Genomic DNA, 26,414 nt, shown 5'->3' on the forward strand with positions numbered 1-26,414 from the left:
GGTTCCTCCCATGCCCAGCGCCGGACACTTTTGGGAACTGATTCTCGGCACCGTGGTGGCGTTGCTGCCGCTGATCAACCCGCTCGCCGCTGCGCCGACGTTTCTCGCCATCACCGAGGGCGACACCCTGGAGCGGCGTCTGCAGCAACTGCGGATGGCCTGCATCTACATGGTGGTCATCCTCGTTAGTTTTCTGATTGGCGGGACGTTCATCATGGGATTTTTCGGCATCTCGATCCCAGGACTGCGCATCGCCGGCGGCCTGCTCGTCGCCGGTATCGGTTCGGGCATGTTGATGCAAAATCCCCGGCAGCCCGTGCAGCACGAAACCGATCACGTGGAGGCGCGCGCGAAACGCGATGTGTCGTTCTCGCCTTTGGCCATGCCGATGTTGAGCGGCCCCGGCTCGATCGCGGTGACGCTCGGCTTCACCTCACTCGCCAGCGATTGGCTCGACTACACCGCCATCATTCTGGGCATTTTGGTCGTCGCGGTTTTTACCTACGTCACACTGCGGCTCTCGGGCCGCATCGTGCAGGTGATCGGCCAAAACGGCATGAACGCCCTCACGCGCATCATGGGTTTCTTGCTCCTGTGCATCGGCATTCAATTCGTCGTCAACGGCGTCATCGGCATCGCGACCGATCCCACTTTTCTGCACCAGATTCGTCAGGTCCTCGCCACCCACTAGACGCCGCGGCGCTGCGACGACGACCAGCGAGCGCGCCGCGGCCGGCCGCTCAATACTTCCGCTGCACCGTCGCGCCCGAACGGTCGCGAAACAGCAGAACCTTCTGCCGCGCGTCCACGGATTCAAAAGTGATGCCCAGCCGCAGGTCCACGACCTCGCCGGCGCGCACCATATGCCCGTTGAGCAAAGCCCGCGCGGGCTGGCCTTGAAACACGCCGCTAATCTGCGCGTTGGCCACCCACGAGCTAAACTCGGGACTCGCATGTGACGTCTCCACGAGCGACGACGTCGTCGCCGTCACTCCCGGCGCCACTTGGAAATGCGTGACCGCCTCTGTCTGCCCGGGCGTGGCCGGCCGCGGTCCACCCGTCGGCAACGCGGCGTCAAATTCCGCCGTGCGGTCCTTCGCCACCGGCACGTCCGCGCCCGCTGCGCCGACGTCTTGTCGCCGCCCAGCCTGCGCGTCCGCGGTTTGCCGGGCTCGCTCCACGGCCTGGCCCTGCGCCGTCATCGGCGATTTCGTCCTTGTGTTTTCGCTTGGGGCGGGGCCGACAACTTTCGGTGCCAACGGCGAGTGAAACGCGTTCGCGCCCTTCGGCGCCGCGTTCGGTTCCACCAGCACCGGGCTCTCTTGGAAATAGGGCACCGCAAAGTAGATGCCACCTGCGATCACCACGATCGCCAGCACACCGACAAGCACGTTCAGCTTCCGGCGCACGCTCCGCAGTCGATCACGCTCGCGCCGGGTCGCCATCGGCACCTCGGGCTCCGGAATGTCCACTCCCTCCGGCGCGCGCAAATGCGGCACGGGCGCGCCCGCCTTCTCCGGCAACGTTTCGCCTCCGCTCGCGTCGGCCTCAGCCGGCACGGAGGGAAGCGCCACCAACGGATGCGCTGGGCCCGCGGCGGGCGGCGGCGGGGCCGGGACCGACGGCACCGATGACGATGCAGGCGGCGGCGGAGCCACCGGGGCGGGTCTTGGGGCGACCGCTTCAGTCGCGTGCGGGGCGGATTCCTCGTTGGGCGCGGGAGCAGAAACTTCTGGAGCGGCCGGCGGCGGCGTTGGCTCAGCCGGGGTGAGTTTTGGTTTCAGCCGCAGCTTCATGAGGCCGGCGTTGGCCCCCGGTTCCGGCGCCGGCGTCGACTCCGGCGCCGGCGAAGAAACGGGCGGCGGCGGCGGGTTGGCGGGAGGCGCAGGCGGCGGCGACCCTGAAGGCTCCGAGCGGAGCTTCAGGCGCAGCGGGGGGGGCGACTCGTCGCTCATCCCCGAGTGATGAAGTTTTTCACGGCCGCATGAAACCAAAAAGATTCACTCGCGGTCACCGGACGCTCCATTACGTTATTTCGCGATCCATGAAACGATTCCTTCTCCCGCTCCTGGCGGTCACCACCGTGTTTTCCGCGGGCTGCTTTCATTTCCGCAAGAAAGACCGCAAGCCGAAGGAAAATCCCGCCATCGCCACGCAGGTCGAGGAGGAGTTCAAGCAGCGTTGGATCGAAAAGCGCGGAGCCGAGCTCGTGTCGAAGGGCGTCCGCCCTGACCTCGCGCGAGAGCAGGCGCTGAATGAATTTCGGGTGCGTTACGGTTACACCAACGCCGCGTTCAAATGAGCACGCGCGCCGGCCCCGCGGCGGCGCGGGGTGCGTGGGCGGCGGGGCTTTGCTACTTTCTCTGGGGGCTCGTCCCGGTTTACTGGCGTCAACTCGCCGCTGTCGATGCCGTTGAATTGATCGCCCACCGGCTGGTCTGGACCGCGCTTTTCACCCTCGTGGTGCTCGGCTTCATGCGCGGGGGCTGGGGCGCCTTGCGCGGAGCGCTGAGCTCGCGCCGCGCCCTCGGACTGCAACTGCTGAGCAGCGTCCTGTTGACGGCCAACTGGCTCGTTTACGTATGGGGCGTCAACGCCGGACACATCATCGAGACGAGCCTCGGCTACTTTCTCGTGCCGCTGCTCAACGTCGGCCTCGGCCGACTCGTCCTGCACGAGCGTCTACGGCGCCTTCAATGGCTGGCGATCGGCGTCGCTGCCGCCGGCGTGGCCTGGCAACTGGTGCTGTTGGGCCGGCTGCCGTGGATTGCCCTCGCGATCGCCGGAACGTTCGGCGGCTACGGGTTGCTGCGTAAACAATCCCCGCTTGGACCGCTCACGGGCCTGGCCGTCGAATCCGCGCTCCTCGCTCCGCTTGGTCTGGCGTTGCTCGCATGGCGGTTTCACACCGGCACCGGCGCCTTGGGCGGGCCGTTCGCGCTTTCCACCCAACTGCTCGTGCTCACCACCGGTGTGGTGACCGCCGGCCCTTTGCTGTTGTTCGCCTACGGCGCGCAACGCATCCGGCTCTCCACGCTCGGCCTGCTCCAATACATTGCGCCGACGGTGCAATTCTCCCTCGGCCTCCTCGTGTATCACGAGCCGTTTGCGCGGGAGCGCGCGGGGTCATTCGTGCTGATCTGGACCGCGCTGCTTCTCTATACCGTCGACAACGTCTGGGGCCAACGCCGCACGGCGTTCTCGGGCGGGGCCGCTCCCCTCCAACGCGCCTGACGCCGCTTCAACGCGTCATTCGTTCACGACCTCGCGCAACCAAATCATGAACACGAGTGTCGCATTCCGCGGGATGCGCGGCGGGGCGCCCCGCGAGCCGTAGCCCAGCTCCGGCGGGATGATCACCAGCCGTTTTTCGCCCGGCTTCATCAACTGCAAAATCTGGTCCCAGCCGAGGATCACCTGATCGCGCCCCACACGGAATTTGAAGGGCGGCTGCGTCTCCGACACTTCGTCGAAGACCTTTCCGTCGAGCAGACGTCCCACGTAGTTCACCGCCACCATCGCCCCGGGCTTCGGACTCTCACCGTGCCCCGCCTCGAGGATCTCGTAACGCATCCCCGTCACCGTCTTCTTCGCGTCCGGCCAGTTCTTTTCCACGATCTCCAAATCATCCGGCGGAATTTTTTCCCGTTGCGCGCGCAGCATCGGCAGACCGAGCAACGCGGAAATCAAAACAACGAAACAGGTTCGGGAAAAGCGCATGGGCAGACGCGCTCACCGTGGTCTTCCGGCGCCCGGCGGTCAAAACTTCTTCGTCGCCGGATGTGCCGCAATCCGCGCGAGCGCCTGCCCGAGCAGCGTTTTGCCGGGCTCGATGCGATGCCACGGCGACGCGCCCGAAGGATGCGGCAGCGGAATGCAGTCACAGGCGTAGCCATGATAACGGATGCGAAACGGGCGTCCGATCACCTCGACCAAGGGTGCCGGAGGCAGAAACTGCGCGATCGCGAGCTTGCCCACCGGGATGACCAACTGCGGACGCAACAGCGCGAACTCCGCCTCCAGCCACGACGCGCAATTCGCAATCTCCTCCGGCGCCGGCACCCGGTCGCCTCCTTCCGGTCGCTTCCCCGGGAAACAGCGGCAGACCGCCGCAAAATAAATCCGCTCGCGCGTCTCGTCCTCGGTCCAGCCGAGCGCCGCGTTAAACCACGAGAACAAGGTCCGCCCCGCAGTCCACGCAAACGGCCGCCCGACCACCGGCTCTTTGTCGCCGGGCGCCTGCCCCACCAGCAGGGCGCGGCTCGTCACCGCGCGACCCAACACCGGCGGCGGGTGCATGCGCGGACAACGTCGACAACCGCTCAAGGCAGCGAGATGTTGCTCAAGGGCGCGACGACTTGCAGGCATCACCTGTTAGTGCCCCAGCGCCCGGCCGGCGGCAAATCCAACCAACAAAAAGGACGGAGCCTTGTGAGCTCCGTCCTCGAAAATCGGTTAATTAGACCGACAGCGCTTAGTAGCGACGATCGCCGCCGCGGTCGCCGCCGCGGAAACCACCACCACCGCCGCCGCCGCCGAAGCCGCCACGGCGTTCGCCGCGGAAACCACCGCCGCCACCGCCGCCGCCGCCGAAGCCGCCACCCGGGCGATCTTCCTTCGGACGCGCTTCGTTCACGGTCAATTGACGGCCGCCGAGATCGGTGCCGTTCATCTTCTCGCTCGCTGCTTTGGCCTCTTCAGGCGTGCCCATGGTGACGAACGCGAAACCGCGGGGGCGGCCGGTCATCTTGTCCATGGCGACGTAAACGTCGGTCACGCTGCCATATTGACCGAAGGCCGAGCGGAGCTCGTCTTCCGACGTCTTGAACGACAGGTTGCCGACATACAATTTGTTACTCATTCTGATGTTTCGTAGATCCAACCGTCGCTGCCAGTTCCGTTCCCACTGCGGGTTTCGAAATCATCACTTGAGCACTTGCTCAGCCAACGACTCACCAGATCCTGTCATCTAACGCTTTCACTAACGAGGGCGCGAACAGAGGCAGGACCAACCAGCCTTGGCAAGGTAAATCGCGCCACCGCCCGGCGAGGACGTGGGCGCGTTCCCCCGGGTCAGTCCCCCCACAGCTCCTCCAGTCGTCGTCGGTCCCGCTTCGTCGGGCGGCCCGCCCCGGGCGGGCGTGCCATGACCTGCTGCACGCGCTGCACTTTCGCCTTTTCCCATTCCTCCGCGGGCGTCGTTTCCTCGCAGTAACCCGCCACCAACGCGGCGCCGACGCGGGATCGCGGCGCCCCCCGCACCACCAACGTGCGCGTTACCAGCCCTTGGCGCACCCGGATCGTTTCGTCGATCCGCACTTCGCGCGCCGGCTTGGCCGCAACGTCGTTGATTGCGACGTCCCCCGCCCGGCACGCCTCCGCAGCGGCCGCCCGCGTCTTGAAAATCCGCACGCCCCACAGCCAGCGGTCCAGCCGGCGGGGACCGTCGTCCCGGGCGGCTGACCCTCCTCCGGCCGAGTTATCCTGGCGATCGCTCACCGGCGCGGAAACAGGCTCCGCAGGAAGTCATCGAGGAGGCTCTTCTCGAAGCGCAACGAATCCTGGGTGTTCACGCTCAACTCCGATTGGAAGTCCAGATTGCGCAACTCCCGCGTGCCCTCCTTCACCACCGCGCCGCTGGCATCGGTCACCTTGAACGATAAATCCATGCGCGGCGGATAGATGGCGCGGATGATCCGGATGTCATCCGCCTTCGGCCCGCGCCACGGTTCGAAGTCACCCGCCAAGTCAATGTCCGTAAACGTGACCGACAACGACTCGCCGTTCTTCATGTAACGGGGAGCCCGTTGGTCGATGTAATCGCGGATCTGCTCCAGGATTGCGTCGCGGCCTTTCTCGGATCCGAACTGGTCTTCCTTCACATCGGTGAATTTTTCCGGATGGGAAAACGTCACGTTCACCCGCGAACTGTCTTTGCTGGCGGACGGCGCCGCCAGCAATGCACCGGCGGTGAGGAGAGGAAGAACGGTGAAAAGTAGGCGAAATGTTTTCATGATATTAATGAGACGAACATATCACAAAATGGTTTCCGCGCGAATCAGCCGGCGCAGTTCAGCCGCCGCGCCCGCCCGTGTTACGGCACCGCGTAGATTTCCACCAACGCCACGCCCGTCGTCTGCTGCCTTCCGCTCACCGTCGCCGTGTAAACGCCCGGCGGCAGCTCAATCGCGATCGCTGCATCCGCACTCGTATCGCTCGCGAAACCAAACGCCCCCGTTGCTTGCGCCGCGCTCCGCACCACCGTGGCGCCCTTCCAGTTATCGTTGACCGCCACCAGCGCCGCGTCCGCTCCGTTCACCGCCCGCACCGCAAGTTCCGGATCGGCCAGCGCGCCCGCGACCCCCAACGGCGTCAACGACGGCCCCATCCCGCGGATCAAGAGCTTGCGGGGCACATTCCCGCTCACCACGAACCCGGCGATCAACACGTCGGCGCCCGTGCCCACCTGCGCCCGGGCGGAGACATTTACCAAAGCACCCCCGACGCCGGCGCCCGCGTCGTAAATTTCCGCCAACGCGATTCCCGTCGCGCCCGCCGCGCCCGAGACCTGCGCCGTGCGCGGCCCTTCCACCTCCGCCACCAACGCCGCATCCTGGCTGGTCACCTCGAGCGAAAACGCCCCCAGCCGCGCGAACAAATCGGCCGAGGCGTTCCCCTGCGACCAGTTGTCGTTTTCCATGAGCAATCCGCCGCTGCCATACAACTCGAGCCGCGGATCCGCGAGCACGCCCGGCACCCCAAACGAACCCAACGTCGGACCGATCGCCCGCACGAGAATCGATTGCGCTTCCCCTTGCACGACGAACCCCGCAATCAAGATCTGGTCGCCGCTCCCCGCCGTCGTGCGCACCGATAGATTCGTCAATGGCCCCGGATTGTCGTTCTCCGCCTGGAACACCCCGCGCACCAACGGCTTCACCCCGCGCGCCACTTCGATCGCGTTACCCACCCCCACGAGATCCATCAGCCCGTCGCCGTCCACATCCGCGGGCGCTAGAAACGTCACGTTGCCCAGCGCCACCGCGTCCGAAGCATCCACAAACGTCGCCCCGCCTCGGTTCAGCAACAACGTCCGCGAAAAGGCCTGTCCCGAGCTCGACGGCGCGCCCTGCAACACCAGATCCGGCCGTCCGTCGCCGTCCATGTCCGCCACCCGGACCCACTCCACCCACGTGTCGCTCGGACCGAACGTCAGATTCAGCCGCGCCGTCGCGTCGTAGAATGTCCCGTCACCACGATTCAACAACAACTGCACGCCCGGCACGCCATAGCCGAAGATCGTGCGCCCATCCGCCAACGCCAGCTCCCCACCGGTCGTGGACAGCACCAGGTCCGGCGCGCCATCCGCATTGAAGTCCCCGCTCGTGATCGCGACCGTCACCGCCTTTTCGCTGAAAAGTTTCGGCGGCAACGTGAAGCGCGCATCGCGGGCGAAATGTCCCGTGCCATCGTTTATCAACAGCTCGTTGACCGGCGACGTGTTCTCTCCGCCTAACACCAGATCCGGAAAGCCGTCCCCATTCACATCCACCAGCAACGACGCCGTGTAGGCCAGCCCCGCCGTTCGCGCCGCGATGTCCGCCGGCAGACGATCCGTCGCCTCCGTGAAAAATCCGTCGCCGTTGTTCAGATAGAAACGCGGACCGCTATCGCCGCCGTTGACGTTCGCCACGTAGATGTCGAGGTCGCCATCGCCGTCGATGTCCGCGACCGCCAGATTATGCGTGAAACTATTGTGCGGCGGCAGCCGCGTCGCGCTCTCGTCCACCAGTTTTCCGTCGGCCGATTGGATGAGCAATTTCATCTGCTCGCCGGGAAACGGCATCGTGTCCGTGCCGTGGCCGCCGATGAGCAAGTCCATGCGGCCATCGGCGTTGAAGTCGGCGGCGATGCGATGCCGCGGATGCACCATCGTCACGTTGCCCAACACCGCGTCGGTCACATCCGTGAACACGCCGTGATCGTTGCGAAACGCGCGCAGCCGCTCCCGCGTTTCCGGCACGGTCGGCGGCACATGAATATGTGTCGTCACCAGATCGAGATCCCCGTCGCTGTCGAAATCGATCAGGATGCCGTCGTCGACATCGGCGAGCACCCCGCCGGCCGGCACCGTGCTCGTCACCGTAAAAAATTGCCCCGCCTCCAGCACGACGGTGCGCACCGTCGCCAGCGCGCCCGCCGGCGCGGTCAACGCCCGGTCCGCGCCACTCACATCGCGCGCCACCGCGCCCGCGCCGTCATCGAGCGGCCAGGCCGCCACCAACCCCGTCGTCTCCGCCGGCAGCGCCCGGCCCGCGTCGGCGGCGATCTGCTCCGGCGTCCGCACCACGTTCCAGAAACGCGCCTGCCGCGCATAGCCCGGAAAGGGCGGATAATTCATCGTGCCATCCGCCAAAAACGCACTGCCGACGCCCAGCGCCACCGCCGTCGCGGCGCCCGGTGTGCCCGCGCTCGGCCCTGTGGCCACCGCCACGCCGTTCACCAAGAGGCGCATCGTCGCGCCGTCCAGCACCGCGGCCACATGCGTCCACGCCCGCAACGGCAGCGCTGTCGGCGCCGTGATCTCGCGATAACTTCCCGCCGCGCCCGTGCTCGCCGCGAAGCTCGCCTTCGTCCCGCTCGCATCCAGGAACAACGCGAAGCTGATATACGGATCGATGCCCGCATTCGGCAGACCCTTGCCCATGATCCACGCGTAAGGCGTGTTCGCCGTCGGATAAATCCACGTTTCCATCGTGAACGTCGGCCCCGCGATGAACGCCGTCGTCGTGGGCGCCTTCAACGGCGAAGCGCCGATGTTCACCACCGTCGCCTGCGCCGGCGGCACCGGCTGCGCCTCGGCCTGCGCGAGCCCGCAGCCCGCCAGCAACGCCGCCCACATCCCCCGCCACCGTGATTGACCGCCCCGTTGGATTGCCATGGTGGCGCCAGAAAATGAAACGCCCGACGCGCGGCAAGCCCAACACCGATAAAATGCTTCGCTACTGCGCCGCCGCCGCGATCGTCACGATCACAAACTTGCTCGTCGGCGTGTTGCTCACCGCCGCCACGCTGTCGATCGGCACGAGCACATTCGCCTCCGGAAAATACGTCGCCACGCAGCCGCGCGGGATCCGATACGGCGCCACCATGAAGCCCCGCGCCACCCGCTCCACGCCGTTGTGCCGGTTCGTCAAATCCACGCTCTGCCCCTGCATTAATCCCGCCGCCCGGATGTCCTCCTCGTGCATGAACACCACGCGCCGCCCGCCGAACACGCCGCGGTAGCGGTCATCCAGTCCGTAGATCGTCGTGTTGAACTGATCGTGCGTGCGGATCGTCATCATCACGAACTCCCCCTCGCCCACCAGCCGCCGCGGAATCGGCGCCGCCACAAAGTTGGCTTTCCCCGTCGCCGTGCGCCACTCGCGCCGGTCGCGCGGCGCGTTCGGCAGGTAGAAAATCCCCTCGCGGATCTTCGCGTTGAAATCCTCGCAGCCCGGCACCACCCGCGCGATGTGGTCGCGAATCAAATCGTAGTTATCCGCCAGCCGCTCCCATGCCACCGTCGAGCGCGCCCCGAGCACCGCCCGCGCCAGCCGCGCCACAATCGCCGGCTCGCTCAACAACAGATTCGACGCCGGCTCCGCCTTCCCCCGCGACGGATTCACGATGCCCATCGAATCCTCCACCGTCACAAACTGCTCGCCGCTCGCCTGCGCGTCCCGCTCGCTGCGGCCCAGACACGGCAAAATCAACGCCGTCTCGCCCGTCACCAAATGCGCCCGGTTGAGCTTCGTCGACACATGCGCCGTCAGCCGGCAGCGCCGCAATCCTTCGCCCGTGAATTCCGTATCCGGCGTCGCCGACAGGAAATTTCCCCCCATCGCGAAAAACACTTTCACCCGCCCGTCGTGCATCGCCTTGATCGCCTCCACGGTGTCGAATCCGTGCACGCGCGGCGACTTGAACGCGAACTCCGCATCGAGCCGGTCCAGCCACGCATCCGGCATTTTTTCGAAAATGCCCATCGTGCGGTCGCCCTGCACATTCGAGTGTCCGCGCACCGGACACGCTCCCGCGCCCGGCCGGCCCATGTCGCCGCGCAACAACAGGAAATTCACCACCGTCTGGATCGTCGCCACCGAGTTCGGCTGCTGCGTCAACCCCATCGCCCAGCAGCAAATCGTCGCCCGCGAGCGCATCGCGATGTCCGCCGCCGCGCGGATCTGCTCCCGTGCCACGCCGCTCGCCGTCACCACGTCCTCCCACGTCGTCGCCCGCAAATCCGCCACGACCGCCTCAAAACCCGTCGTGTGCTCCCGAATGAACGCGTGGTCAAACACGCTGCCCGGCGCCGCGTCCTCCGCCGCCAGCATCTCTTTCATGATCCCCTTGAACAGCGCCAGATCGCCGTTGATGCGCGGCTGCAACCACAGGTCGCTCAGCCGCGTGCCGTCGCCCAGCAACGTGCGCAACGCCTTCAGCGGATTCATGAAATCCTGCGGATTCTTGAACCGCTCCGTGCCGATCTCGGGCATCGGATTGACCGACACGATGGTCGCCCCCGCGCGCTTCGCCGCCTCGAGCGTCGAGAGCATGCGCGGATGATTCGTGCCGGGATTCTGGCCGATGATGAAAATCGCGTCCGCGCGCTCGAAGTCCTCCATCGTCACCGTGCCCTTGCCGATGCCGATGCTCTGGCCCAGCGCCGCCCCGCTCGATTCGTGGCACATGTTCGAGCAATCCGGCAGATTGTTCGTGCCGAATTGCCGCACGAAAAGTTGATACAGAAACGCCGCCTCGTTGCTCGTGCGCCCCGAGGTGTAGAACGTCGCCGCGTCCGGCGTCGGCAACGCGCGCAACTCCCGCGCGATCAGCTCAAACGCCTCGTCCCACGCGATCGGCGCGTAGTGCGTCGCGCCCGGCCGCAGCACCATCGGCTCCACCAGCCGCCCCTGCTGGTTGAGCCAGTAATCCGATTCCGCCCGCAACGCCGCCACGCTGTGCGCCGCGAAAAATTCCCGATCCACGCGCCCCCGCATCGCCTCATCCGCCACCGCCTTCGCGCCGTTTTCGCAAAACTCAAAGGTATGCCGCTCGCCATCCGGGCTCGGCCACGCGCAACTCTGGCAGTCGAACCCATCCTTCTGGTTCACCGCCAAAAGCAGCTTCGTCCCCTTTACCGGCCCGACGCCCGCCAGCGCAAACCGCGCCGTCTTCTCCACCGCCTTCAACCCCGCCGCCGCCTTGCTGGCCGCGCCCAGATGCGGCGGTTCGGACTCGGCGGGCGGCTGCGCGAAGGGTGCGGGATGTTCGGCCATGTGCGCAGATTGATTGGCCGCGTCACACAGTTCAACTCCGTCGATCACTTCCTTCCCCTCCCGCCAGCCGTTTCGCGCCGCGCCCTTGGCTTTTTTCCGCCCGCGCCTATGTTGCCGCCGTCGATGTTCGCCAATCTTCTTCAACTCATCACGCGCCGGTCCCCGTCCGCCGACTATGGCCGCGAGTTTGTCAAAGAGGTCAACATCCGCGAACGCCCCCGCCGCAACCGCAAGGTCGAGCGCCTCTTTATCATCTGCTGGCTTCTGATCGCGGTGAAGTGCGTGGTCGTCTTCTGGGCCTGTGCGCACTACCGCGTGCCGTTCAGCGCGTGGTGGGTCGTCGCGCCCACCGTGCTCTTCGCCGCCGTGTGCACCGGTCTGTATTACTTGGGCGACTGACGCGCATTTTCGCGCGTTGCCACCGCCCGCGCGCCCGCTTTCCTCGTCGCTCCATCGCGCACTTCCGCGCGCTTCAACCACGTCGCCTTATGCCCTCCGTCCCCGGACTGCGCAGCCCTTACCTTCTCGTTGGCCGCCTCGTTTATTTCGGCCGCATGCTCGATAAAATCCGGCTGCACGCCCGCGCCGCCCTCCCCGCCGATTACGTGCCCAACCTCGGCCGCGGCTTCGATGGCCGCTGCTGCGAGTTTCTTCGCGTCGCCTACCCCGATCTCGTGCACCGCACGCTCGCCGGCGACCTCCCCGACGAAGCGCTTCTTGCGTGGTGTCACGAGCACGGCGGCCCGCGCACCGATGCCGAATGCGAGACGTGGAACGGCTTCTTGATGAAGCGCGGCTGGCGCGATGCCGGCGCCGACATTCTCGCGCAACGCATTCGCGAAAGCCACCTCGAGGACAAGCCCATCGCCACGATGTTTGACTATCTCGATTTCGACGAAGGCCGCGATCCCGTCGCCCGTCGCGCGTGGGCGCCCCGCGAGTCCATCGTCATCGTCCTCATGGGCGTGTCCGGCAGCGGCAAGACTACCGTCGGCCTCAAACTCGCCAGCGCCCTCGGCTGGAGTTTCCGCGATGCCGACGAATTTCACTCGCCCGCCAACATCGCCAAAATGAGCGCCGGCACGCCGCTCGACGACGACGACCGCGCCCCCTGGCTCGCCGCCATCCGCGCCTACATCGAGGCCGCCCTCAGCCGCGGCGAAAACACCATCGTCACCTGCTCCGCGCTGAAGGACAGCTACCGCCACGTCATCGTCGCCGATCCGGCGCGCGTGAAGCTCGTTCATCTCACCGGCGACTTCGCGCTCCTCCTTGCGCGCATGTCCGAACGCCACGGCCACTTCATGAAGGCCGACATGCTGCAGTCGCAAATCGCCACGCTCGAGCTGCCCGACCACGCGCTCACGCTCAACGTCGCACAAACGCCCGCCGAGCTCGTCGCCCAAATCCGCACGGCCTTCGTCCTCTGATGCGCGCGTTCCTCCGCTTTTTGCGGCTCGCGGCGATCATCGCCGCGGTCGTCGTCCTCTTGCTCGCGGTGGCCGGCGGTTGGTTTTACTGGCGGCTCCACCGCAGTCTGCCGCAACTCGACGGCACGGCGCCCCTTCCCGGTTTGTCGGCGCGCGTCACGGTCACGCGCGACGCATTGGGCGTGCCCACGATTCAGGGCGCCACGCGCCTCGACGTCGCCCGCGCTCTCGGCTACCTGCACGCGCAGGATCGGTTTTTCCAAATGGATCTGCTCCGCCGCAGTGCCGCGGGCGAACTCTCCGAACTGATCGGTTCCGCCACGATCGAACTCGACAAGCTGCATCGCGTGCATGGCTTCCGCCGCAGCGCGCACGCGACGTTCGCGGCCTCCGCCCCCGCGCAACGCGATCTCCTCGAAGCCTACGCCGCCGGCGTCAACGCCGGCCTCGCCGCCCTTCGCTCCCGCCCGTTCGAATACCTCGTGTTCCGCGCTCAACCGCAGCCCTGGCTCCCCGAGGATTCCCTGCTCGTCGGTTACGCGATGATGCTCGACCTGCAAGGCGATCACGGCACCGGCCGCTATGAACGCACGCTCACCGCCCTTCGCGATCAACTCGGCGGCGAAGCCGTTTCCTTCTTCGCCCCCACGCTCACGCCGACCGACGCCGCCCTCGACGGCACCACCGCGCCCCTCGCACCAATCCCGTCCGCCCGCGTCATCGACCTCCGCCGCCGCGCTGTCGCCGCCGCACTTCCCGCGCGCGAGGATCCGCTCTTGCCCGGCAGCAACAGCTTCGCTCTTTCCGGCGCCCACACCACGACCGGCGCCGCCCTCCTTGCGAACGATACACACCTCGGCCTCAGCGTGCCCAACACCTGGTATCGCGCGTCCCTCACCTGGCCCGGCGCCAGCGGTGCACCCGCGCACCACGTCACCGGCGTCACGCTTCCCGGCACCCCCCTCGTTGTCGCCGGCAGCAACGGCCACGTCGCCTGGGGTTTCACCCACTCGTATGCCGATACCACCGACGTCGTCATCGTCGAGCCCAACGGCATCGCCGATTTTCTCTACAAAGTCGGCGACAAGAGCGTCGACTTCGAACATCGCCACGAAGTCATCCGCGTGCGCGGCGGCAAACCCGTCGCGCTCGACGTCGCATGGACCGTCTGGGGCCCCGTCATCGGCACCGCCGCCAACACCCGTCCCCTCGCCCTCCGCTGGGTCGCCCACGAGCCGCATGCCGTTGACCTGACGCTCGTGGAAATGGAAACCGCCACCACCGCCGCCGAAGGCGTTGCGATCATGCAACGCGCCGGGCTCCCGCCCGAAAACGTCCTCCTCGCCGATGCCCAGGGCCACATCGCCTGGACCGTCGCCGGCAAATTCCCAAAACGCGTCGGCTTCGACGGCCGTTACGATGTGTCGTGGACTTACGGTGATCGTCGCTGGGACGGATTCTATTCCGCCGCCGAAACGCCTTCGCTCCTCGACCCGCCCGACGGCCGCCTGTGGACCGCCAACAACCGCGTCGTCGGCGGCGCTGGCCTCGCTGTCCTCGGCGACGGCGGCTACGCCAACCCCGCCCGCGCCGCGCAGATTCGCGACGACCTCCGCGCCCTCGACCACGCGCAACCCCGCGACCTGCTCAACATCCAGCTCGACGACCGCGCCGTGTTTCTTGCGCGCTGGCACGCCTTGCTCCTGCGCGTGCTCACCCCCGACGCCACCGCCGCGCAGCCCGCGCGCGCCGAGTTGCGCCGCCTCGTCGAAAAGTGGGATGACCGCGCCAGCACCGACTCCGTCAGCTACCGCCTCGTGCGCGCGTTTCGCAACGCCACCGCCGCGCTCGTCCTCGATCCCATCTTCGCCCCCTGCACGCGTTCCTACGACGCCTTCGACTGGCACGAACTGCCCTACGAGCCCGCCCTCTGGCGCCTGCTCGAAGCGCAACCCGTCCACCTGTTGAATCCCAAATTTCACCGCTGGGACGACCTGCTCACCGCCGCCGCCGATCAAGTGCTCGCGCGCCTCGACGACCAGGGCGTTGCGCCTGCGCACGCGACCTGGGGCGCCCTCAACACCGCCCGCATCCGCCATCCGCTCTCCCTCGTGCTGCCCGGCTGGCTGACCGGCTGGCTGACCGGCTGGCTTGATATGCCCGCCGACCAGCTTCCCGGCGACACCAACATGCCGCGCGTGCAAGGTCCCTCTTTCGGTGCCAGCGAGCGCTTTGTCGTTTCGCCCGGCCACGAAGCCGAAGGCATTTTCCACATGCCCGGCGGCGAAAGCGGCCATCCGCTCTCCCCGTTCTACCGGGCCGGCCACGAAGCCTGGGTGCATGGGAAACCCACGCCGTTTCTGCCCGGCCCTGCCCAACACACCCTCACGCTCACGCCGTAGCCGGCGAGCGCACGGCGGTCGCGCCGCTCGTCGCTTTCGCCGGCCGCCAGCCTTTCGCATTGAGCCGCGCTTTGATTCAGCCCTTGCTCGCGCGCACGTGGCATGAGCAAGACGCAACGCAGCTTCACCGTTTATTTCGCCGGCGCGCTCTTCACCACGAAGGATCTCATCGGCAACGCCTATCTCGCCGAGGCGATTTACGAACGCTCCCACGGCCGTTACCGCAGCGTGCTTCCCCAGGATGCTTCGCCGCGCGGCCGCTCGCCCCAAGCCATCCGCGATCACGCCCTGCGCGCCCTCTTCGCCGCCGACCTCGCGCTTTTCAACTACGACGGCCTTGAGCTCGATTCCGGCACCGTCGCCGAATTCATGGCCGCGAAATTCGCCGACATCCCCGCCGTCCTCCTCCGCAGCGATGCCCGCTCCACCACCGCGCGCCGCCCGCAGCCTTGGAATGTGATGACGAGTTTCTTCCCCCGCACCGCGACTGTTCTGCTGCCCAGTCTCCCGCTCTACCATGGATGGCACGAGAAACGTCATCCTCGCGCCGCCGACGACGTCGTTCGCCTCGCGGGCTTGCACGCCTCCGCCGACGCCCAGCGCGTGTGCGACCACATCGCCCTCCACTGCGTGCGCGCCTTCGACCGCCTCGTCGCGCTCGAACCCGTGATGCCGAAACATCTCCGCGAAGAGGTTTACCAATGGCTGGCGCTCATGCCCGGCTTCCGCGGCAAGGCGAAAGCCCTCCGCAAAGAATTCGAGCGCTGTCTCGAACAGAAAGTGAAACGCGATCTGCTCTAGAAAACGCCTGCTTACCCCACTCCATGCTGCACGTCCTCGATCACCCGTTAGCCGCGCACGTCATTACTCACCTGCGCGACAAAACCACCAAGCCCGCGACCTTTCGCACGCTCGCCTACCAGATCAGCCTCCTGCTCGCGATCGAGGCCACGCGCAATCTCGCCGTCGAAGACAAACTCATCGAAACGCCGCTCGAGCCGATGCACGGTCGCGTGCTCGCGCACAGTCCGCTCGTCGTCGTGCCCATCCTCCGCGCCGGCCTCGGCATGGTGCAGCCGTTCCTCGACATCTTTCCCGACGTCAGCGTCGGCTACATCGGGCTCGAACGCGACCATGCTACCGCCGTCGCCCGCAGTTATTACTGCAAACTTCCTCCCCTCGCGGGCAACACCGTCTTCCTCGTCGATCCCATGCTCGCCACCGGCGGCTCCGCGGCACAGGCGCTGACGGTCGCCAAGGAAAACGGCGCCACCGCGCCGCGCCTCGTCTGCATCGTCGCCTCGCCCACCGGCGTCGCCGAGATCGAGCGTCATCATCCCGGCACCGAAATCTACGTCGCCGCGCTCGACCGCGAGCTCAACGCCCGCAAATACATTCTCCCCGGCCTCGGCGACTTCGGTGACCGCCTCTACGGCACGTGAACGTCCGCGCGCGGCGCGCGCGCCTCACCGCTCCCACGTTTCCGCCGCGTCGCGCACCGCCTGCTGCAACATCGGCCAGCGCACTTCGCCGTAGTTAAACGCGTAGCACAGCTTCCCGTCGCGCATCACCCACGTCGTCGGCAGCCACGTCACTGGCAGATCCATGAACACTTCCGCCCGCTCGCCCGCTTTGCGCGATGCTTGCGGATGCGACACCACCGTCAGATTCCCGCGATCCACCACCCCCGAATCGGCGAGCAATTTCTTGCCGTCCTCCGCGCTCCACATCGTCACAAACACGAATTTCACGTCGAGATTCGACGCCACAAACGTGCTCCATCCGTCCTTCGCCAGCTCGGCGCGGCTGTTGGGACACCACGGCGCCCAGAAGTGCACCACCGTCACCTGCGGCCCCGCCGCGATCGCCGCCACTTGCTCCTCCACATCCAGCCAGCCGGCGTGCCCCGGCGCGCTTCGCGCTCCCGTCACCATCAGCAACGACCCCAGCATCAGCAGCAGCGTTTTCATTTTTCAGCTCTAGGGGGTGGGCGCCGGCGAAGCAACCGCCGGCTGCTTTCCGTCCAGCTCCATCAGTCGCTGCCGCACCAAATAATGCCGCTGGTCGCGCGGGAACTCGCGCAGCAACTTTTCATAAAACGTCCGCGCCTGCGCCACGTTTCCCGCTGCACGCGAAAGCTCCGCGATCTGCACGTAAGTGTCCGCCCGCGTGATCAGCTCCAAATTCCCCTCGCGCTCCGCCGCCAGCAGATGCGGCAACGCCTGCTGCGCCGGCAGTCGGTAGTGAAAGATCGCGCCCGCCACCACGAGATGCAGTTCGCTCCGCGCCGCGGGCTGTTGCGCCCACGCCAATAGTTTTTCCGCGCGGGCAATGCGCTCCGCCGGCGGCTCGTCGAGCTGCAGCGCGTAAACCTCCAGCAACGCCAGCCGGCTGATCGCCGCCTGCGCCCAGCGCGACGCCGGTTGCTGTTCGATCAACGCGCGAAACTCCCGCGCCGCTGCCGCCGGGTTCGGCCGCGAGAGATGATGCTGCGCGATTCGCCCCAGATAAAACCGCGCCGCCAGCGCCACGTCGTCGCGCCCCTCGTCCGCCAGCGCCGCGAATTTTTCCCGCGCGGCCTCCGTCTGCGCATCGCTCACCGGCTGCGTCACGAGCATCGCCACCGCCTCGCCCAAGCGCGCCTCGCGCGCGGTCGCCGGCTGACCCGCCGCCTGCACCTGCGCGAAGATTTTCCGCGCGACCTCCGGTTGATAGCCGGCAATCGCCCGCCAGCCATCGGCCAGGCCCGCGCCGCGCGCCGCCACCGCTCCGCCCAACACCAGCGCCGCCATGCCAAAGGCAATTCTCATTGTCGCCTCGGCTGCGCGAGCAACTCGCGTTGTTGATACAAGGTTGCTTCGTTCATCACCGTCGCCAGCGGCAGCGCCTCCGCTGGATGATCGCGCGGCGCGAGCTCCACCTTCGCGGCTGCCACCGCGTCTTCCCGGCACATATTCTGCCGCCCCGCGCTTTCCAGCCGCCGCAAATCCTCGCGAATCACACCCTCCACGCCCGCGTTGATCGCCGCGCGATACGCCTCCACGCTGCCGCCCTCGCCCCACAATTTGCTGATTTGCGTGCGCAGGTAATTCAAGGCGTCCGTGCCCGTCAGCCCCATGAAACTCGCGCCCCACCCGATGCCTTCCGTCTCCTGGGTAAACTGCGCCGCGAAGTTCGAGGGCCGCACCCCGATCGTCGCCGGCTGCCAGTTGCTGATGTTGGTGAAAAGCGTGGCGCCTTCCTGGCTCGTCAGAAACCGTAGGAAATCCAACGCCTCCGCGCGATGCTTCGTCGTGCGGTTGAGATAGAAACCCATGCCCGTCAGCACCGGCCCTTCGCTGAACGGCCCGCGCGTGAACCGGCCGTAAACCGGGTCGTCCTCCCGCGGATGCGGGTAGCGAAACGCGCCGATCGCAAACGGACACATCTGCAGCAGGCTGCTCGCATCCCAGCTCGGCACCACCGCCATCAACGCCCGGCCGTTCACGAAATCCGCCAGCGCCGCATCCCGCGTGCGTTGCAAAAACCCCGGCGTGCTCACGTCGCCCAGCTCGCGCAGCAGATGCAGCGCCGCCACCACGTCCGGCGTGTTGTAGCTCCAGTCGCCGCGCAAATAGTCGCCCGCCGCCTCCAGATCCGTAATGCGCAACCGGTGATCAAAATCCAGCCGCTCCGCGAGGCCGGTCAGCTCGCAGCTCATGATCGCATACATCACAAACGCGTAACTGTCCTTCGACATCGCCAGCGGAGACAGCGTGAGCCCGTGCGTCTGCGCGTAACGTTTCGTCGTCGCGCACAACGCCAGAAACGCCCGGTAATCCGCCGGCGGCGTCTCCGCCCCGGTGATCGTTTTCAACATCGCCCGGTTGTAGACGAGCCGCGGGATGTGCGAGGTCACCGTGATGGCATAGTAGTGGTTCAACGCCTTCACGAAACTGTCCTCATTCGTCATGCCATCGACGTTGGTGTCGCGCCACGCCACGCCTTCGAGCGGCGTCCCGCGATTGTAAGGATTCGGCTTCACCACCTCGTCATCGATCGGCTGGAAATACCGCGGGATGTTCGGCCACGCCCAGACATACTCCACGAGGTCGGGCCCCGTGCCGCCGACCATCTGCGTCTGCACCCACGGCAGATAAATCGTGTCGCTGCCCGGCACGTCGATGCGCTCCACCTTCACGTGCGGGTTCAATTCTTCGTAACGCTTGATGATCGCGTCGAGCGCCTCGCGCACCGTCCCTTCCAGCTGCCACTGCGAAAATCGAATCGTCACCTGCCCGGGCGGCGTCGGCGCAGCCGTGCGGCGAAATACCACCGCGGCCGACACCAGATAAGCGGCGGCGAGCACGATGAACGCAGGCTGGGGCAACCGGAAACGCACGAACGCCCGCCGACGTTGCCGCGCCTCCCCGCCAACGCAATCTCCGCGTGCGCTCCCGTTAAGGCACCGCCGGCTTTTTCCCCGCCGCCACCGCGTCGATCACCTGCCGCAAACTCCAGTTGCGCCAATCCCGCGGAAACTCCTTCGCCAGCTTCGCGGCGTAGGCGTTGGCCTGGGCCAACTGGCCGAGTCGCGCCGACAAATCCCCGATCTGCACATACATGTCCGCGCGGATCGTTTCCGAAAGCGGCAGATGCTCGCTCAGCTTCCCCGCCGCCACCAGGTGCGCCAGCGCGTCCGTTTCCGGCCGTTCATAATAGAGGGTCGCATCCGCGAGCATCAGATGCAGGTCGCGCGCGTTGACCGGTTCCGCCTGCGGCAGCATCGCCTCCACCGCCGCCAGTCGCGCGGCCGCGTTGTCCGCGGGCAGGACATACAGCGTCAACACCGCGAGCTTCATCAACGCGAGCTGCCCCCAATAGTTTGTCCCGTGCTCGCGGATGAGCGCGCGATAACCCGCCGCCGCCGCATCGAAATCCGGCTCCTCGCGAAACGCCTGCGCCATGCGCGCCTCGAAATATTTCGCCGCCAGCGCAAACTCGTCGTCGCCCGTCGCCAGCTCGTGCAACGTCGCCCGCGCCCGCGCGAGATTATCCGGGAGCACCGGCTGCACGCTCAGCAAGCTCAGCGCCGCGCCCAGCCGCACCTCCCGCGTGTCGCCGCCCGGCTGTTTCAACACGCGCTCGAATTCATGATGCGCTTCGTTGGCGAAGTAACGCGCACTGTCGCGCCAGGCTTTGATCGCGATCGACGGCGCCGCCGGTTTCGCCACGTCCCCTGCGTCCGCTGACTGCGCTGCCTCCGCACCGCGCGCGACCACGCCCGCGAGCAGCACCGCCCCGATGATTATGTAGCGCGCGGTTCTCATGGTTGTTTCTCCTCCGCGGCGAGTTGCGTTCGTCGGAAACGATAGGTCTTCGCCTCCACGAGCGTCCCTGACGAATTCTCCAGCGCCAGATCGTGGCTGTGATCGTCCGCGATCACTTCCAGCTCCCGGCGCGCCGCGAGAGCCACATCCTGCTGGTTCTGGTTGCGGATCAAATCCCGCGTCGTCCGCTGCACATCGTTCATGATGTTGCGCCGCAGATGCTCATCCATCGCCGCGGCAAAGCGCGCCGGCGTTCCGCCCGGCCCCACGAGGTAATGCAGGTTCTTCGTGAAGAGCGCAAAAGCGTCCGGCCCGCTCGCCAGCGAGAACGATCCGTTCGTCCCATATCCGTCGAACTCCGGATAATACTGCCGCGAAAACTCCGTCGGCTTCACCCCCACGACGCCCGAGAGCCAGCCGCTCTGATCCGCAAACAACTGCGCACCTTTTTCGCTCGTCAGGTATTGCAGGAAATCCAATGCCTGCGCCGATTGCGGCGAACCCCGCAGCAGGTAAAACGAAAAACCCGTCGTCACGCGCCCGTCGCTCATCTTGCCCGGAATCAAATCGCCGAACTGCGGATCGTCCGGCGCCGGCACCGGGATCCGAAACGCGCCCACCGGGAAATCGCACAAGACCTTCAAGCTGCTCGCATCGAAGCTGCCGGAGCCGAACATCACCGCGTCGCCGCTCGCGAATTTCATCATCGCGCCGTCCCGGTTCATCTGCAGCGCCCCCGGATCGAGTTCGTGCGCCACCTGCGCGCCCATCTCCAGCCCTTCCATGAAATCCTTCTGCTCGTATTTCCATTTCCCCCGCAGATACGCCAGCCCCAGCTCCACGTGATCCACGCGCAACCGGTGCAGATAATCCGCCGCATACGCCGATTTCATCGTCGCCGCCGACAACATGTAGTCCACCAGCCGGAAAACCGAATCCCGCGCCGCGGCCACCGGAATCAGGTTGGGATTGCGCGCCGCCGCGTAACGCTTCACCTCGTCGCACAACCGCAGAAACGCCCGGTAATCCTGCGGCGGCTCGTCCTTGCCCGTCACCCGTTTCAACAGGTCGCGATTGTAGAAAACGCGCATCGACGCCGTGCACAACGCCACGCCGAAAAATTGGTTCATCTGCGCGTTGTAACAATCCAGGTTGTCCAACCCGTCCAGAAACGTGTCCCGCCACGCCACGTCCGCGAGCGGCGTGCCCTGGTTGTAGGGATTTGGCTTCCGCAACACGCTGTCCAGCGGCGTGAAATACCGCGCCTGCAAATCCGCCGCCCGCCCATACCAGAAACCGTATTCGATGATTTCCGGACACGTCCCGCCCGCGAGCTGCGACTGCAGCCATTGCTGATACATCGTGTCCGGGATCGTCATCTGGATGACGTGCACCTCCGGGTGGATCGCTTCGTAACGCTTGATCACCTGCGCCATCGCCTCGCGCACGCCCGCCTCCAACTGCCAGTGCGCGATCCGCACCACCGTCCGCTTGTCCGTCGTCGGCGCAAACACCCGCCGCGCCACGGTCACCGCGGAAACGAGAAAAACCAGGAGGAAAATGATCAGGCCAAATCGGGACTTCATGGGGTGGCCGCGCCAGCGGAAGAAACACTGCGCAAGCCCGGAGCAGCAAAAGCCCGCGCGCCCGCGAAGCGAGGAATTTCCCGACCTCGTCGCCGCCGCTTTTGTTTCCTCCCCCCACGCGCGAAATTTGCGCACTTCGCGATTGCGCGAACGTCTCCGCGCGTTGTGCTCGGCGCTCTTTTTTCCGATGGCCACCCCCGATCCCGCCCACGTCCTCCGCCTCGCCGCCGAGCTCCACCTGCAAGTCCACCAAGTCGCCGCGACCGCCCAGCTCCTCGCCGACGCCGCCACCGTGCCGTTCATCGCGCGCTACCGCAAGGAAGCCACCGGCGAACTCGATGAAGTGCAGGTCGCCGCGATCCGCGACCGCCTCGAACAACTCCGCGCCACCGACGAACGCCGCGCCACCATCCTCGCCTCGCTCAAAGAGCGCAACCTGCTCACCGCCGCGCTCGAACAAGCTCTCGCCGCCGCCGACACGCTCACCGCCCTCGAAGATATTTATCTCCCCTTCCGCCCCAAGAAACGCACGCGCGCCACCATCGCCAAAGAAAAAGGCCTCGAGCCGCTCGCCGACCTGCTCTTCGCGCAAGATCCCGCCACCGATCCCCTCGCCGCCGCGCAGCCTTACGCCGGCCGCGCTTACGTGCCCGACGACGGCAAAAACCAACCCGCCCAGATCGCGTCCACCGACGAAGCCCTCGCCGGCGCGCGCGACATCCTCGCCGAGCGCATCAGCGACGACAAAGACGCCCGCGCCCGCCTGCGCGCTCTTTACCAACGCGACGCCGAGCTCAGCTCCAAAGTGCTCCCCGGCAAGGAAACCGAAGCCGCGAAATACAAAGACTACTTCGAGTGGCGCGAACCTCTCGCCAAAGCCCCCAGCCACCGCGTCCTCGCAATTCGTCGCGGCGAAAAAGAACTGTTCCTGATGATGCGCGTCACCCTCCCCGACGAAACCCTCGCCCTCGCCGAACTCGAACCCCTCTTCCTCAAAAACGCCTCCTCCGCCCCTGTCGGCGGTGTGCCCTCACCCCGCTCCTCCCCGGCCGCTCCCTACTCTTGCGCCGATCACGTCCGCCTTGCCGTGCAAGACTCGTGCAAACGCCTCCTCGCTCCCGCGATGGAAACCGAGATGCGCCTCGACGCCAAGAAACGCGCCGACGAAGCCGCCATCCGCGTCTTCACCGCCAACGTCCGCGAACTCCTTCTCGCCGCCCCCCTCGGCCAGCGCGCCGTCCTCGCCATCGATCCCGGCTTTCGCACCGGCTGCAAAGTCGTCCTCCTCGATCGCCAGGGCAAACTCCTCCACAACGACGTCGTCTTCCCCGACCGCCACCCCGACGAAGCCCGTGAAAAACTCCTCGGCTTCATCCAACATTTCCACGTCGAGTCCGTCGCCATCGGCAACGGCACCGCCGGCCGCGAAACCGAAACCTTCGTCCGCACCCTCGGCCTCCCACCCGCGATTCCCATCGTGATGGTCAACGAATCCGGCGCCTCCATCTACTCCGCCAGCGACGTCGCCCGCGAAGAATTTCCCGACCACGACCTCACCGTGCGCGGCGCCGTCTCCATCGGCCGCCGCCTCATGGATCCCCTCGCCGAACTCGTGAAACTCGACCCCAAATCCATCGGCGTCGGCCAGTATCAACACGACGTCGACCAACTCGCCCTCAAGCGCTCGCTCGACGACACCGTCGTCAGCTCCGTCAACGCCGTCGGCGTCGAACTCAACACCGCCTCGAAACAACTTCTCAGCTACGTCTCCGGCCTCAACGCCGCCACCGCCGCCGCGATCGTCGCGCGCCGCAACGAGAAAGGCCCGTTCGCCTCCCGCGCCGAACTGCGCGACGTCCCCCGCCTCGGCCCCAAAGCCTTCGAGCAAGCCGCCGGTTTTCTCCGCATCCGCGATGCCGCGCACCCCCTCGATGCGAGCGCCGTTCACCCCGAACGTTACGCCCTCGTCGAACAAATGGCCGCCGATCTCGGCGCCACCGTCGCCGACCTCATGCGCGACGCCAAACTCCGCGCGCAACTCGACCTCACGCGCTACGTCACCGCCGACGTCGGCCTGCCCACGCTCACCGACATCGTCGCCGAACTCGCCAAACCCGGTCGCGATCCCCGCGAGCGTTTCGAAACGTTCTCCTTCGCCGCCGGCGTCAATCGCCCCGAAGATCTCACGCCCGGCCAGCGTCTTCCCGGCCTCGTCACCAACGTCACCGACTTCGGCGCGTTCGTCGACATCGGCGTGCATCAAGACGGCCTCGTCCACGTCAGCCAGCTCGCCGACACCTTCGTGAAAGACCCCGCGACCATCGTGAAACCCGGCCAGCGCGTGAACGTGACCGTCGTGGAAATCGACCTCGCGCGGAAACGCATCGCGCTCTCGATGCGCTCCAAAGTCGACCTCGCTCCCCGTGCGCCTCGTGTCGGCGGAGCGGCCGCTCCGCGAGCGACCTCTGGCGCCGCACGCGGTGGTCCATCCGCCGCGCGCCCCGCCTCCCCCGCCGCTCCCCGCCCGCCCCAATCGCTCAACGCCGACTGGTTCTCCGCCGCCCTCAACAAAAAACCCTGATCCTCCGCCATGGTGGGCCGCGCGCTCCGCCGCGCGGCGTCCGTCCCCGCCTCCCTCCGAAATTTCGCGTGTCTTCGCGTCATTCGCCGAAGACCGCGTGTCACTCCGGGCGCTGAAGTTCTCCCTCTCTCCAGAACAAAACCGACCGCCATTCTCGTAAAATCCGCGGCCCACTTTTCCTCGCAACGCTTTCGCTTTCGCCGAGTCTAGTTCCCTAATGAAACCCTCCGCTGATCCCGCCACCCTCGCCTCCAAGATCATCGTTCGCGGCCTCCACCTCGACCTCACCGAGGCCCTTCACAACGCGGCCCTCAGCAAAGCCGAACGCCTTCTCCGCCACGAAGAACGCATCATCCGCATCCGCATCGATCTCGACCACGACAAGACCCGCAGCGCCGGCACCCACTTCATCGCCCGCGGCTCCATGGAAATCAGCGGCCCCGACATCTTCGCCAGCGCCGAGAGCGACGATGCCTACAAGTCCCTCGACCTCCTCGTCGAAAAACTCGACCGCATGCTCCGCAAACGCGCCGCCGATTCGAAGGGCAAACGCAATCACCCGCACGATGTCGACCTCGGCGCTCCCCTCCCCAAAACCTCCGCCGCGGAGAGCGACGCCGGCTGATTCGCCTTGCCGCCTCCGTCGCGGCCCTCCGACGCGCGCCCCATGTCTCGCTTCCTCCGTCCGTCGCTCAACTGGTTGCTCGTCTTCCTCCCCGTCGCGTTTGCCCTGCGCTACGTTCCCGGCTGGCGCCACGAGACCGCCCTCTTCTTCGCGTCCGGCCTCGCCATCGTCCCGCTCGCCGGGTGGATGGGCTCCGCCACCGAGCAACTCTCGCATCGTCTCGGCCAGGGCATCGGCGGCCTCCTCAACGCCTCCTTCGGCAACGCCGCCGAGCTCATCATCGCCTTGATGGCGCTCCACGCCGGCCTGATCGACGTCGTCAAGGCCTCCATCACCGGCTCCATCATTGGCAACCTCCTCCTCGTGCTCGGCGCCTCCGTGTTCGCCGGCGGCCTCCGCCACAAAAGCCAGCAGTTCAACAAAACCGCGGTCCGCGCTTCCTGCACCGCGCTCATTCTCGCCGCCAGCGCACTCATCATCCCGTCCGTTTTCCACCACACCGCCGATCGGCATCCCGGCGGATGGACGCCCGCCGCGGAGCAAAATCTCTCCCTCGCCATCGCCTGCGTGCTCCTCGCGACCTACGTCGCACTCCTCATCTTTTCGCTCGGCACCCACCGGCAGCTCTACACCGGCCACACCGGCGCCGCCCCGGAAAACGCGACCGCCGACGGCGAAGCCCCGTGGACCATCCGGCGCTCCGTCATCGTCCTCATCATCGCCACCAGCGCCGTCGCCTGGGTGTCGGAATTCCTCGTCGGGGCCGTCGAAGCCGCGCGCCACTCCCTCGGTGTCACCGAAACGTTTGTCGGCATCATCATCGTCGCCCTCGTCGGCAACGCCGCCGAACACTCCACCGCCGTCACCATGGCGTTGAAAAACAAAATGGACCTCGCGCTCGGCATCGCGATCGGCTCCAGCCTGCAAATCGCGCTCTTCGTCGCGCCGGTGCTCGTCTTCTGCAGCTACTTCTTTCTGCATCCGCTGAATCTGGAATTCACGCTCCCCGAAATCGCCGCCGTGGTCATCGCCGCGTTTGCCGCCACCCAGATCAGCGGCGACGGCGAAAGCAACTGGCTCGAAGGCGTGCAACTCCTCGCCCTCTACGCCATCTTCGGCCTGCTCTTTTTCTTTCTGCCCGCCGCGACGTAGCCCCC

General features: G+C 66.4%; 24 protein-coding genes. 11 read left to right on the forward strand and 13 right to left on the reverse strand.

All coding sequences use genetic code 11. From position 1 onward, the window contains the following. Positions 1-10: 10 nt before the first annotated feature. On the forward strand, positions 11-691 hold the full coding sequence (locus K0B96_RS15185) for a MarC family NAAT transporter (protein ID WP_220161731.1): 681 nt from the start codon (positions 11-13) through the stop codon (positions 689-691). 49 nt (positions 692-740) lie between these two features. On the opposite strand, the gene K0B96_RS15190 is transcribed toward K0B96_RS15185, so the two are convergent. Beyond that, a complete protein-coding gene (locus K0B96_RS15190) occupies positions 741-1,574 on the reverse strand; it encodes a hypothetical protein (RefSeq protein WP_220161732.1) in 834 nt (277 codons plus the stop codon). Between the two features lie 470 nt (positions 1,575-2,044). On the opposite strand from K0B96_RS15190, the gene K0B96_RS15195 reads away from it, so the two are divergent. Together K0B96_RS15195 and rarD are read left to right on the forward strand one after the other, a co-directional pair. Beyond that, entirely contained in the window at positions 2,045-2,302 is a 258-nt protein-coding gene (locus tag K0B96_RS15195; protein ID WP_220161733.1) for a hypothetical protein, read from the forward strand. Then, positions 2,299-3,234, forward strand: a complete 936-nt coding sequence (gene rarD / locus K0B96_RS15200; protein WP_220161734.1) for an EamA family transporter RarD — start codon at positions 2,299-2,301, stop codon at positions 3,232-3,234. The genes K0B96_RS15195 and rarD overlap by 4 nt, the downstream gene beginning before the upstream one ends. 15 nt (positions 3,235-3,249) lie before the next feature. On the opposite strand, the gene K0B96_RS15205 is transcribed toward rarD, so the two are convergent. The 7 genes from K0B96_RS15205 to K0B96_RS15235 all read right to left on the reverse strand — a co-directional run bounded on the left by K0B96_RS15205 (position 3,250) and on the right by K0B96_RS15235 (position 11,324). Beyond that, positions 3,250-3,720 (reverse strand): FKBP-type peptidyl-prolyl cis-trans isomerase, encoded by a 471-nt coding sequence (locus K0B96_RS15205; RefSeq protein WP_220161735.1) that lies wholly within the window; start codon positions 3,718-3,720, stop codon positions 3,250-3,252. A 39-nt stretch (positions 3,721-3,759) separates the two neighbouring features. Next, positions 3,760-4,299 carry a uracil-DNA glycosylase family protein gene (locus K0B96_RS15210; protein ID WP_255558721.1) on the reverse strand — a complete coding sequence of 180 codons (540 nt, stop codon included), beginning with the start codon at positions 4,297-4,299 and terminating at the stop codon, positions 3,760-3,762. A 175-nt stretch (positions 4,300-4,474) separates the two neighbouring features. Then, positions 4,475-4,849: an RNA recognition motif domain-containing protein gene (locus tag K0B96_RS15215; RefSeq protein ID WP_255558722.1), complete on the reverse strand. Its 375-nt coding sequence runs from the start codon at positions 4,847-4,849 to the stop codon at positions 4,475-4,477. Between the two features lie 224 nt (positions 4,850-5,073). Further along, a complete protein-coding gene (locus K0B96_RS15220) occupies positions 5,074-5,499 on the reverse strand; it encodes an RNA-binding S4 domain-containing protein (protein WP_220161738.1) in 426 nt (141 codons plus the stop codon). Then, complete coding sequence (locus K0B96_RS15225; protein ID WP_220161739.1) at positions 5,496-6,014, reverse strand: DUF3016 domain-containing protein; 519 nt, start codon at positions 6,012-6,014, stop codon at positions 5,496-5,498. The genes K0B96_RS15220 and K0B96_RS15225 overlap by 4 nt, the downstream gene beginning before the upstream one ends. Positions 6,015-6,094: 80 nt before the next feature. Beyond that, positions 6,095-8,941 carry an FG-GAP-like repeat-containing protein gene (locus K0B96_RS15230; protein ID WP_220161740.1) on the reverse strand — a complete coding sequence of 949 codons (2,847 nt, stop codon included), beginning with the start codon at positions 8,939-8,941 and terminating at the stop codon, positions 6,095-6,097. A 61-nt stretch (positions 8,942-9,002) separates the two neighbouring features. Continuing rightward, complete coding sequence (locus tag K0B96_RS15235) at positions 9,003-11,324, reverse strand: FdhF/YdeP family oxidoreductase (RefSeq protein WP_220161741.1); 2,322 nt, start codon at positions 11,322-11,324, stop codon at positions 9,003-9,005. A gap of 108 nt (positions 11,325-11,432) precedes the next feature. Here K0B96_RS15235 and K0B96_RS15240 point away from each other — a divergent pair, with 108 nt between their 5' ends. The 5 genes from K0B96_RS15240 (at position 11,433) to upp (ending at position 16,598) form a co-directional block, all read left to right on the forward strand. Beyond that, a complete protein-coding gene (locus tag K0B96_RS15240; protein ID WP_220161742.1) occupies positions 11,433-11,723 on the forward strand; it encodes a hypothetical protein in 291 nt (96 codons plus the stop codon). An 89-nt stretch (positions 11,724-11,812) separates the two neighbouring features. Further along, a complete protein-coding gene (locus tag K0B96_RS15245) occupies positions 11,813-12,754 on the forward strand; it encodes a gluconokinase, GntK/IdnK-type (RefSeq protein WP_220161743.1) in 942 nt (313 codons plus the stop codon). Continuing rightward, a complete protein-coding gene (locus K0B96_RS15250; RefSeq protein ID WP_220161744.1) occupies positions 12,754-15,156 on the forward strand; it encodes a penicillin acylase family protein in 2,403 nt (800 codons plus the stop codon). The genes K0B96_RS15245 and K0B96_RS15250 overlap by 1 nt, the downstream gene beginning before the upstream one ends. Before the next feature lie 102 nt (positions 15,157-15,258). Then, positions 15,259-15,957 (forward strand): nucleoside 2-deoxyribosyltransferase, encoded by a 699-nt coding sequence (locus tag K0B96_RS15255; RefSeq protein WP_220161745.1) that lies wholly within the window; start codon positions 15,259-15,261, stop codon positions 15,955-15,957. A 23-nt stretch (positions 15,958-15,980) separates the two neighbouring features. Then, positions 15,981-16,598 (forward strand): uracil phosphoribosyltransferase, encoded by a 618-nt coding sequence (gene upp / locus K0B96_RS15260; protein WP_220161746.1) that lies wholly within the window; start codon positions 15,981-15,983, stop codon positions 16,596-16,598. Positions 16,599-16,622: 24 nt separating this feature from the next. On the opposite strand, the gene K0B96_RS15265 is transcribed toward upp, so the two are convergent. From K0B96_RS15265 to K0B96_RS15285, 5 genes are all read right to left on the reverse strand, one after another. Beyond that, complete coding sequence (locus K0B96_RS15265; protein WP_220161747.1) at positions 16,623-17,126, reverse strand: TlpA family protein disulfide reductase; 504 nt, start codon at positions 17,124-17,126, stop codon at positions 16,623-16,625. Positions 17,127-17,135: 9 nt separating this feature from the next. After that, on the reverse strand, positions 17,136-17,966 hold the full coding sequence (locus tag K0B96_RS15270) for a hypothetical protein (protein WP_220161748.1): 831 nt from the start codon (positions 17,964-17,966) through the stop codon (positions 17,136-17,138). After that, positions 17,963-19,525, reverse strand: coding sequence for an ABC transporter substrate-binding protein (locus K0B96_RS15275; RefSeq protein WP_220161749.1), 1,563 nt, complete (start codon positions 19,523-19,525; stop codon positions 17,963-17,965). Before K0B96_RS15275 ends, K0B96_RS15270 begins: the two co-directional genes overlap by 4 nt. A 70-nt stretch (positions 19,526-19,595) precedes the next feature. After that, positions 19,596-20,465: a hypothetical protein gene (locus K0B96_RS15280; RefSeq protein ID WP_220161750.1), complete on the reverse strand. Its 870-nt coding sequence runs from the start codon at positions 20,463-20,465 to the stop codon at positions 19,596-19,598. Further along, a complete protein-coding gene (locus K0B96_RS15285; RefSeq protein ID WP_220161751.1) occupies positions 20,462-22,051 on the reverse strand; it encodes an ABC transporter substrate-binding protein in 1,590 nt (529 codons plus the stop codon). The genes K0B96_RS15280 and K0B96_RS15285 overlap by 4 nt, the downstream gene beginning before the upstream one ends. 187 nt (positions 22,052-22,238) lie before the next feature. On the opposite strand from K0B96_RS15285, the gene K0B96_RS15290 reads away from it, so the two are divergent. From K0B96_RS15290 to cax, 3 genes are all read left to right on the forward strand, one after another. After that, entirely contained in the window at positions 22,239-24,632 is a 2,394-nt protein-coding gene (locus K0B96_RS15290) for a Tex family protein (RefSeq protein WP_220161752.1), read from the forward strand. A gap of 217 nt (positions 24,633-24,849) precedes the next feature. Further along, positions 24,850-25,257, forward strand: a complete 408-nt coding sequence (gene hpf, locus K0B96_RS15295) for a ribosome hibernation-promoting factor, HPF/YfiA family (protein ID WP_220161753.1) — start codon at positions 24,850-24,852, stop codon at positions 25,255-25,257. Between the two features lie 42 nt (positions 25,258-25,299). Continuing rightward, positions 25,300-26,409 (forward strand): calcium/proton exchanger, encoded by a 1,110-nt coding sequence (gene cax, locus K0B96_RS15300; protein WP_220161754.1) that lies wholly within the window; start codon positions 25,300-25,302, stop codon positions 26,407-26,409. Positions 26,410-26,414 lie beyond the last annotated feature (5 nt).

It is taken from the genome of Horticoccus luteus (genome assembly GCF_019464535.1).
Taxonomy (GTDB): domain Bacteria; phylum Verrucomicrobiota; class Verrucomicrobiia; order Opitutales; family Opitutaceae; genus Horticoccus; species Horticoccus luteus.

Coding starts and splice junctions, on each gene's coding strand:
- K0B96_RS15185 (WP_220161731.1), top strand. CDS start 11: ATGCCCAGCGCCGGACACTTTTGGGAACTGATTCTCGGCACCGTGGTG.
- K0B96_RS15195 (WP_220161733.1), top strand. CDS start 2,045: ATGAAACGATTCCTTCTCCCGCTCCTGGCGGTCACCACCGTGTTTTCC.
- rarD (WP_220161734.1), top strand. CDS start 2,299: ATGAGCACGCGCGCCGGCCCCGCGGCGGCGCGGGGTGCGTGGGCGGCG.
- K0B96_RS15205 (WP_220161735.1), bottom strand. CDS start 3,720: ATGCGCTTTTCCCGAACCTGTTTCGTTGTTTTGATTTCCGCGTTGCTC.
- K0B96_RS15210 (WP_255558721.1), bottom strand. CDS start 4,299: ATGCACCCGCCGCCGGTGTTGGGTCGCGCGGTGACGAGCCGCGCCCTG.
- K0B96_RS15225 (WP_220161739.1), bottom strand. CDS start 6,014: ATGAAAACATTTCGCCTACTTTTCACCGTTCTTCCTCTCCTCACCGCC.
- K0B96_RS15230 (WP_220161740.1), bottom strand. CDS start 8,941: ATGGCAATCCAACGGGGCGGTCAATCACGGTGGCGGGGGATGTGGGCG.
- K0B96_RS15235 (WP_220161741.1), bottom strand. CDS start 11,324: ATGGCCGAACATCCCGCACCCTTCGCGCAGCCGCCCGCCGAGTCCGAA.
- K0B96_RS15240 (WP_220161742.1), top strand. CDS start 11,433: ATGTTGCCGCCGTCGATGTTCGCCAATCTTCTTCAACTCATCACGCGC.
- K0B96_RS15245 (WP_220161743.1), top strand. CDS start 11,813: ATGCCCTCCGTCCCCGGACTGCGCAGCCCTTACCTTCTCGTTGGCCGC.
- K0B96_RS15250 (WP_220161744.1), top strand. CDS start 12,754: ATGCGCGCGTTCCTCCGCTTTTTGCGGCTCGCGGCGATCATCGCCGCG.
- K0B96_RS15255 (WP_220161745.1), top strand. CDS start 15,259: ATGAGCAAGACGCAACGCAGCTTCACCGTTTATTTCGCCGGCGCGCTC.
- upp (WP_220161746.1), top strand. CDS start 15,981: ATGCTGCACGTCCTCGATCACCCGTTAGCCGCGCACGTCATTACTCAC.
- K0B96_RS15265 (WP_220161747.1), bottom strand. CDS start 17,126: ATGAAAACGCTGCTGCTGATGCTGGGGTCGTTGCTGATGGTGACGGGA.
- K0B96_RS15270 (WP_220161748.1), bottom strand. CDS start 17,966: ATGAGAATTGCCTTTGGCATGGCGGCGCTGGTGTTGGGCGGAGCGGTG.
- K0B96_RS15280 (WP_220161750.1), bottom strand. CDS start 20,465: ATGAGAACCGCGCGCTACATAATCATCGGGGCGGTGCTGCTCGCGGGC.
- K0B96_RS15285 (WP_220161751.1), bottom strand. CDS start 22,051: ATGAAGTCCCGATTTGGCCTGATCATTTTCCTCCTGGTTTTTCTCGTT.
- K0B96_RS15290 (WP_220161752.1), top strand. CDS start 22,239: ATGGCCACCCCCGATCCCGCCCACGTCCTCCGCCTCGCCGCCGAGCTC.
- hpf (WP_220161753.1), top strand. CDS start 24,850: ATGAAACCCTCCGCTGATCCCGCCACCCTCGCCTCCAAGATCATCGTT.
- cax (WP_220161754.1), top strand. CDS start 25,300: ATGTCTCGCTTCCTCCGTCCGTCGCTCAACTGGTTGCTCGTCTTCCTC.